The 7,807-nt window shown below is 70.0% G+C and carries 8 protein-coding genes and 2 pseudogenes; 9 read left to right on the forward strand and 1 reads right to left on the reverse strand.

From position 1 onward, the window contains the following. Positions 1 to 143: 143 nt before the first annotated feature. From ACFCZF_RS40400 to ACFCZF_RS40440, 9 genes and pseudogenes are all read left to right on the forward strand, one after another. Complete coding sequence (locus tag ACFCZF_RS40400) at positions 144 to 791, forward strand: HAD family hydrolase (protein ID WP_376675918.1); 648 nt, start codon at positions 144 to 146, stop codon at positions 789 to 791. Between the two features lie 79 nt (positions 792 to 870). Then, the gene (locus ACFCZF_RS40405; protein WP_376675919.1) at positions 871 to 2,115 is read left to right on the forward strand and encodes an MFS transporter; all 1,245 of its coding nucleotides are present in this window, start codon (positions 871 to 873) and stop codon (positions 2,113 to 2,115) included. Next, a complete protein-coding gene (locus ACFCZF_RS40410; RefSeq protein ID WP_376675920.1) occupies positions 2,066 to 3,238 on the forward strand; it encodes an acetoin utilization protein AcuC in 1,173 nt (390 codons plus the stop codon). Before ACFCZF_RS40405 ends, ACFCZF_RS40410 begins: the two co-directional genes overlap by 50 nt. Before the next feature lie 277 nt (positions 3,239 to 3,515). Then, complete coding sequence (locus ACFCZF_RS40415; RefSeq protein WP_375922161.1) at positions 3,516 to 4,331, forward strand: phosphatase; 816 nt, start codon at positions 3,516 to 3,518, stop codon at positions 4,329 to 4,331. A gap of 129 nt (positions 4,332 to 4,460) precedes the next feature. Beyond that, positions 4,461 to 4,673, forward strand: coding sequence for a helix-turn-helix domain-containing protein (locus ACFCZF_RS40420; RefSeq protein ID WP_004984898.1), 213 nt, complete (start codon positions 4,461 to 4,463; stop codon positions 4,671 to 4,673). A gap of 108 nt (positions 4,674 to 4,781) precedes the next feature. After that, a complete protein-coding gene (locus tag ACFCZF_RS40425) occupies positions 4,782 to 4,880 on the forward strand; it encodes a 30S ribosomal protein bS22 (RefSeq protein WP_003948845.1) in 99 nt (32 codons plus the stop codon). Between the two features lie 211 nt (positions 4,881 to 5,091). Beyond that, positions 5,092 to 6,153 (forward strand): NAD-dependent epimerase/dehydratase family protein, encoded by a 1,062-nt coding sequence (locus tag ACFCZF_RS40430; protein ID WP_376675921.1) that lies wholly within the window; start codon positions 5,092 to 5,094, stop codon positions 6,151 to 6,153. Positions 6,154 to 6,167: 14 nt separating this feature from the next. After that, positions 6,168 to 7,250, forward strand: coding sequence for a lysophospholipid acyltransferase family protein (locus ACFCZF_RS40435; RefSeq protein ID WP_376675922.1), 1,083 nt, complete (start codon positions 6,168 to 6,170; stop codon positions 7,248 to 7,250). 101 nt (positions 7,251 to 7,351) lie between these two features. Further along, positions 7,352 to 7,447, forward strand: a pseudogene (locus tag ACFCZF_RS40440) (glycerol acyltransferase); the annotation flags it as partial. A gap of 66 nt (positions 7,448 to 7,513) precedes the next feature. Here ACFCZF_RS40440 and ACFCZF_RS40445 read toward each other — a convergent pair. After that, positions 7,514 to 7,807 (reverse strand): annotated as a pseudogene (locus tag ACFCZF_RS40445) (hypothetical protein); the annotation flags it as partial.

Below are 7,807 nucleotides of genomic sequence, written 5' to 3' on the forward strand. Positions count from 1 at the left end.
AAGCTAAGCCTTACAGCGCCGATGGTACTGCAGGGGGGACCCTGTGGGAGAGTAGGACGCCGCCGAACAATCATTCAAAGGAAACCCCGCACCGGGAACGGTGCGGGGTTTTCTGCGTTTACGGTCGAGTTTACTGTCTTTGTATGCGCTACGACCTGGTTATCTTCGACAACGACGGCGTCCTCGTCGACAGTGAGCCGATCTCCAATCGGCTCCTGTCCGGCTATCTGACCGAGCTGGGGCACCCGACGTCGTACGACGACTCCCTTCGGGACTACATGGGTGCCGCGATGCACCGGGTTCATGACCTGATCCTGGAGCGGACGGGCCGGCGGCTGCCCGAGGACTTCGACGACGTCTTCCACAGGCGGGTGTTCGCCGCCTTCGAACGGGACCTGGAGGCGGTGCCCGGGGCGGTCGGTGTGCTCGAGAAGCTCGCGGCGGATGGGGTGGCGTACTGCGTGGCCTCGTCCGGGAGTCATGAGCGGATTCGGGTGGGGCATCGGAAGACCGGGCTGGACCGGTGGTTCGACGACGAGCGGATCTTCAGTTCCCAGGACGTGGGGCGGGGGAAGCCGGCGCCGGATCTGTTCCTGCATGCCGCCGAGCGGATGGGGGTCGCACCGGGGCGGTGTGTGGTGATCGAGGACAGTCCGCTCGGTGTGCGGGCGGCTGTCGCGGCCGGGATGGATGTGTACGGGTTCACCGCGATGACGCCGGCGGCGAAGCTCGCCGGGGCGACCCGGCTCTTCGGCGGCATGGGGGAACTGGCCGATCTGCTGGTGCGCTGACAGAACTGAACAGAGCTGAGCCGAATTCATCTTTGGCTGGATCTACCCATGGGTAAGCCGGAGCTCTACGCTCGCCGCCATGACTGATGTGCTGCGGCGCGGCAGGGTCTCGTTGGCGTTCGGCTTCTTCGCCCAGGGCGTCGCTTTCGCTCTGCTCGTCACGCGCATCCCGGCCATCCAGGACCGGTACGGCGTCTCCGACGCGCTGCTGCCCGTCTTTCTGGCCGCCGTGCCGATTCTGGCCGGTGTGGGGAGTGTGGTGACCGGGCGCCTGGTGCGGCGGGTGCGGCCGAGTCGGTTGCTGCGCTGGTCCCAGCCAGTGGTGCTGTTGGCGCTGCTCGGTGTCGGGGCGGGGGACCGGGTGGCGGTGCTGGCCGTCGCGCTGGCCGTCTTCGGGCTCGCCGTGGGCGCGTTGGACGCGTCGATGAACATGCTCGGGGTGAGCCTGCAGCGTTCGTACGGGCGCAGCATCGTGCTGGGGTTCCACGCGGCGTACAGCCTGGGCGGGATTCTCGGGGCCTCGCTGGCCTGGGTGGGGGCGCACTGGGATCTCGCGCTGTGGGTGTCGTATCTGCCGGTGGTGGTGGTGCTGGTGCCGGCCGCCTTGGTGGGCAGCCGGTGGTACGTCGACGGGGAGGCCGGTGGCGGAGCGGCCGGTGCGGAAGGGGCGCGGAAGGGGGAGGGCGCGGGCGTCGGCTTCAAGGTGCTGTTGCCGCTGTGTCTGGTGATGACGTTCGCGTACATCGGGGACTCGACCGTCTCCAACTGGAGCGCGAAGTACCTCCAGGACGTGCTGGGGAGTTCGGAGCAGCTGGCCACTGTGCCGTACAACGTGTACATGGTGACCACGCTGGTGGGGCGTGCCGTAGGGGACTTCGGGGTGCGGCGGTTCGGGGCCGTGTCGGTGGTGCGGGGTGGGGCTGTTGTGGCGGCTGGAGGGTTCGCCGTGGTGGCGGGGGCGCCGGGGGCCTGGGTGGGGATGCTCGGGTTCATGTTGCTGGGGCTGGGGTTGTGCGTGCTGGTGCCGCAGACGTTCGCGGCGGCGGGGCGGCTTGCCGCGGAGAGGGACGGCCGTCCTGGGGCGTCCGATGCTGCCGTGGCGCGGCTCAATGTCTTCAACTACGTCGGTTTTCTGATCGGTTCGCCGTTGGTGGGGGCGCTGGGCGATGCCTGGAGCTATCGCGGGGCCATGCTCGTACCGATGGTGTTGGTGCTGGTGACGGTCGTGTACGCCCGGTCGTTCGAGGCTCAACATGACCGATACGGTGGCGGGCATGAGCGGCCGCGCACAGCTGATGTGGGACGAGGCAGTAACGGGGTATGACTTCGGCCCGGATCACCCGATGGATCCGGTCCGGCTCGCCCTGACGCGAGGACTGATCGGTGCCCTGGGGCTCGACCGTGAGGTGGAGGTCGTCGCGGCGCGGCCGGCCGGGGAGTCGACGCTGCGGCTCGTCCACCGGGAGGACTACATCGGCGCGGTGAAGGCGGCGTCGGTGGATCCGGGGTCGGCGGACGGGTCGTACGGGCTGGGGACGATCGACGATCCGGCGTTCGCGGGGATGCACGAGGTGTCCTCGCTGATCGCCGGGCAGTCGGTGGGGGCGGCGGAGGCGGTGTGGCGCGGTGACGCGCTGCACGCGGTGAACTTCGCGGGCGGGCTGCACCATGCGATGCCGGGCGCTGCTTCGGGGTTCTGCGTGTACAACGACGCGGCGCTGGCGATCGCGCGGCTGCTGGAGCTGGGGGCCGAGCGGGTCGCGTACGTGGATGTGGACGTGCACCACGGGGACGGGGTGCAGGCGGCGTTCTGGGAGGATCCGCGGGTTCTGACGGTGTCGTTGCACGAGCACCCGCGGACGCTGTTCCCGCAGACCGGGTGGCCGGAGGAGACCGGGGCGGACTGTGCGGAGGGGTCGGCGGTGAACGTCGCCTTGCCGGCGGGGACCGGGGACGCGGGGTGGCTGCGGGCGTTCCACGCGGTGGTGCCGGAGGTGATCGCGGACTTCCGGCCGCAGGTGCTGGTGACGCAGCACGGTGCGGACACGCACTTCGAGGATCCGCTGGCGCATCTGGCGGTGTCGTTGGACGCGCAGCGGTCGGTGCAGGTGGCGTGTCATGAGCTGGCGCACGAGTACGCCGGGGGGCGGTGGGTGGCGCTGGGGGGCGGGGGATACGCGGTGGTGGATGTGGTGCCGCGGTCGTGGACGCATCTGGTGGGGATCGCGGCGGGGCGGCCGGTGGAGCCGGAGACGGTGATTCCGGAGGGGTGGCGGCAGGAGGTGTTCGCGCGGACGCGGCAGCTCGGGCCGATGCGGATGACTGATGGGCGGTGGCCGGTGGGGTGGGCGTCGTGGGAGGCGGGGTACGACCCTGCGGATCGGTTGGATCAGGCGGTGGTGGCGGCTCGGCGGGCGGTGTTTCCGTTGCGGGGGCTTTTGGCTTGACGGGCGGTGCCGTTTGGTGTGACGGGACTGTGGGATTTGTGGTCCGGCGTTTGTGGTGACCCGGCGCCGGTGCGGGCCGGGGGTGGGTGTCGCTGCCCGGCGTTGCGGGGTGCCGCTGCGCCCACCCGTGCCGCCCCTGGGGGTACCTCCCAGGCCGTTCAGGCACTGGGGGAGGCACGACTGCCCGCAGCTGCGGGCGCGGGGGTGTTACGCCGGTCGTGGGTAAGTTCCCGAGTTCCCCGGTCCGGAGGTGGGAGGACCCGGCAGCATCGTTTCTGTGCTGACCCGTCGAGCTCTCCGGGCTCATCTTCTGGACGTTCGTCTTGCCGGGGTCGTGGCGACTTCACGGGAGGTGAGTCTGCGGAGTTACCGGTTGTTCGCCGCGCGGGATCCGCGGGTGCTGATCGGGATCGACCCGGCGGGGGAGTGGGGGCAGCGGGAACTGCTCGGGCTGATGGCGGAGAGGTGCGGGGTCTCGGCCGATCCGCACGACACTTCGGGCCGGGATGTGATTGATCCCGACCGGACACTGGCCGCCCTGGACGCCTTCGCCGGTCGGCTCGCCGCGGTCGCTCAGCGTCGCGGACCGGTCCTCCTCGGCACCGGGCACCCCCACCGGCTGCTCGGCTTCTACGCCGCCTTGGCCGAGGCGCTGTCGGCGGCGGGATGTGCTGTCCTCACCCCGGCGCAGGGTCACTGTGTCGACATAACGACCCGGTTCGGTCTACGCACGTACAACCTCGACTACGTCCGGGGAGTCGCGTTGGTGCGGGAACCCGGCGCCGGGCGCGCCGGTGGTGAGCCCGGCGCACACACGCATTCGCCGCTCCCGGTTCGTACCGCGCTGGCCGCCGCGGCCGATGCCGGCGGGCCGCTCCCCGAGCTGGTGATCGGGGACCACGGCTGGGTCTGCGGTGCAGGTCAGCTGGGTTTCGAGGCGGTCGGGCCGGCCGATACGAACGATCCCGCGCTCTTCGTCGGTGAGGCGGAGGGGTCCGTGTCCGTCGCCGTTCCACTTGATGACGCCGTGCGGTCCGAGTACTACCGGCCGCTTACCCGCTACGTACTCAATCGGGCGTGTCTGTCACGGTAGGGAAGCGATGGGTGCACCTCTTCCCCATTCGCATCACCCGCCCCTACATTGGGGAGTGAGCACGCAGCGACGAAGAGTCACCGGAAGGGGAAGCCGGTGGCCGTCGAGTGCGGAAGGTTCAGGTGTGTCATGGCTGCAGCTGGCGAAAGGCCTCTGAACGAGGTTCAGTTCCTTACCGTGGCGGAGGTCGCCTCGGTGATGCGCGTGTCCAAGATGACCGTGTACCGGTTGGTGCACAGCGGTCATCTGCCCGCGATCCGGGTGGGACGGTCGTTCCGCGTCCCGGAGCAAGCGGTTCACGAGTACCTCCGCGAGAGCTACGTGGGGGTGGAAACGGCCTGACGACCTCGATTACGACCTCAGCGCTCGGGCGGGTAGGCTAGCCCCTCGTAGGTCGTGTGGGCCCATGGCGCTCACCAACCGAGTGATGAGAAGTGAGCGAGGGTAGTCGTGGGCTCTGTTATCAAGAAGCGGCGCAAGCGGATGGCCAAGAAGAAGCACCGCAAGCTGCTCAAGCGCACGCGCGTTCAGCGTCGCAACAAGAAGTAAGCGACGCTGCGCCGTCAGCGTGTCCTGTGGCCCCCCACCGCATCCGGTGGGGGGCCACAGTCGTATCCGGGATCCGAGGACGCGTACGACCGCGAATTCTCGTCACTTGCTGCATCCGGCGGTCATCACAGTGCGACACCGACCGGCTAAGTTGGCCCGCGGACGGGGAACCCGGCAGGCTACGGAGTAGGGCGGAAGGAAGGCGCTGATCTTGGGCAAGGTCGTACTCGTGACCGGAGTGGCCCGTCAGCTGGGGGGCCGGTTCGTGCGGCGCATCCAGCGTGATCCCGATGTGGACCGGGTCGTCGGCGTGGACGCCGTCGCGCCGGAGCATCATCTGGGCGGCGCGGATTTCGTCCAGGCGGACATCCGGCAGTCGGCCATCGGGCGCATCCTCGCCGAGACGGGCGCCGACACGGTCGTCCACCTGGACGTCACGGGCACGCCGCTGGGCAGCGGCAGCCGTACGTCGGTCAAGGAGACCAACGTCATCGGCACGATGCAGCTGCTCGGTGCCTGCCAGAAGTCGCCGACCGTGCAGCGCCTGGTGGTGAAGTCCAGTACGAACGTCTACGGGTCCGCGCCGCGTGATCCGGCCGTCTGCACCGAGACCACCGCGCCCAAGTCGCTGCCGAGCGGCGGCTTCGCCAAGGACGCGGTCGAGGTCGAGGGGTACGTGCGGGGGTTCGCGCGGCGTCGGCCGGACGTGGCGGTGACCGTGTTGCGGTTCGCCAACATCCTCGGTCCGAGCGCGGACACGCCGCTCGCCTCGTACTTCGGACTGCCGGTGCTGCCGACGGTGTTCGGCTACGACCCGCGGTTGCAGTTCGTGCACGAGGACGACGTGATCGAGGTGCTGCGGATCTCCTCGCACGAGCCGCGGCGGGGCACGCTGAACAGCGGCACCTTCAACATCGCCGGTGACGGTGTCCTGCTGCTCTCCCAGTGCTCGCGCAGGCTGGGCCGTCCCACGGTGCCGCTGCTGCTGCCCGCGGTCACCTGGGCGGGCTCTCTCGTGCGTACGCTGGGGATGACGGACTTCTCCCCCGAGCAGATCCGGCTGCTCACCCACGGGCGGGCGGTGGACACCACGCAGATGCGCGAAACCCTGGGTTTCCGGCCGAAGTACACGACGGCCGAGGCGTTCGCGGACTTCGCGCGCGGTCGCGGTGGCGGGCTGCTGCCGCCCGAGGCCCTCGCGGGGGCCGTCGACCGGATCGCGGAGCTGTCCTTGCGGGGCAGTGGCCACCTCCCGACGCAGAGCGCCAACTGAGGAGCGCATCAACGATGGCGGACGCCAAGGTCATTCCGTTCGACGACGACCGGTCGCGGGGGAGCGGCCAGAACGCGGCCCAGCGCCCGGCGCGGCGCCGCGGCGCGGGGAGCCGGCGCAAGGGCGCGGCGGATTCGGTGCCGGTACGTGAGGTGCAGCCCCTGCCGGTGCGGGGGGCCGCGCAGGATGATGTGCCGGTGACGCCTGAGTCGCCCGAGTCGTCCGGGGCGCCCGAGCCGCAGGCGAAGGACGCGGGCAGTGGACTGGATCGGCGTATCGCGGGCGGTCTGGCCTTCCTGCGCCGTCGGCTCACCGGCGACTACGAGGTCGACGACTTCGGTTACGACGCCGAACTCACCGACCAGGTGCTGATGTCCATGCTGCGCCCGGTGTACGAGAAGTACTTCCGGGTCGAGGTGAAGGGCGTGGAGAACATCCCGTCCGAGGGCGGCGCGCTGATCGTCGCCAACCACTCCGGGACGCTGCCGCTGGACGGGCTGATGATGCAGGTCGCCGTGCACGACCATCATCCGGCCGACCGGCATCTGCGCCTGCTGGCGGCGGACCTGGTGTTCGTACTGCCGGTGGTCAACGAGCTGGCGCGCAAGCTCGGGCACACGCTGGCCTGTGCGGAGGACGCCGAACGGCTGCTCGGTCAGGGCGAGCTGGTCGGGGTGATGCCGGAGGGCTTCAAGGGCGTCGGCAAGCCGTTCAGCGAGCGCTACAAGCTCCAGCGTTTCGGCCGCGGCGGCTTCGTGTCCACGGCGCTGCGGCAGGGTGTGCCGATCATCCCGTGCTCGATCGTCGGGGCGGAGGAGATCTACCCGATGATCGGCAACGCCAAGACGGTGGCGCGGCTGCTGGGCTTTCCGTACTTCCCGCTGACGCCGACCTTCCCGTGGCTGGGGCCGCTGGGTGCGGTGCCGTTGCCGGCGAAGTGGACGATCCAGTTCGGTGAGCCGATCCCGACGGACGGCTATCCGCCGGAGGCGGCCGAGGACCCGATGCTGATGTTCAACCTGACCGACCAGGTCAGGGAGCAGATTCAGCACACGCTGTACAAGCTGCTGGTGCAGCGGAGGTCGGTGTTCTTCTGACGTGCGGTGCTTCGCGCCGGGAGGGTGGGGTCGGCGGACGGAGTCCGGCGCAGCCGGTCGAAGCCCGCGCAGCGGTGCGAGGCCGGCGGTGTAGATGGGTCCCGATGCTGATGTTCAACCTGACCGACCAGGTCAGGGAGCAGATTCAGCACACGCTCTACAAGCTGCTGGTGCAGCGGAGGTCGGTGTTCTTCTGACGTGCGCCGGTACGTCGGTGGGGGCGCCCCTCCCTGTGCAACGCGGGGAGGGGCACCCCCACCGGCTCAGTCGGCGTCCTCGCCCTCGATGCCCAGGCCGGGGAGGAGGCCCGGCAGGAGGGGCGGGAGGGTGACGTCCGGCTCGGCGGGCAGGGTGTTGTCGCCCGTCGGCGGGGAGGCGGTGCCGGTGTCCTTCGGCGGGTCGAGCAGGCCGCCTGTGCCGCCACCGAGCAGGCCGTCGTTCTCCTCGCCGGAGTCGGCCGACTCGCTGGGGCTGCCGCTGTCCGTGCGTCCGCGCTCGGACGTACCGTCGTCGCGGTTGCCGGGGGCCGACGAGTGGCCGGAGCCGGGGGTGTCGGT

It is taken from the genome of Streptomyces sp. NPDC056296, assembly GCF_042268605.1.
Classification (GTDB): Bacteria; Actinomycetota; Actinomycetes; order Streptomycetales; family Streptomycetaceae; genus Streptomyces.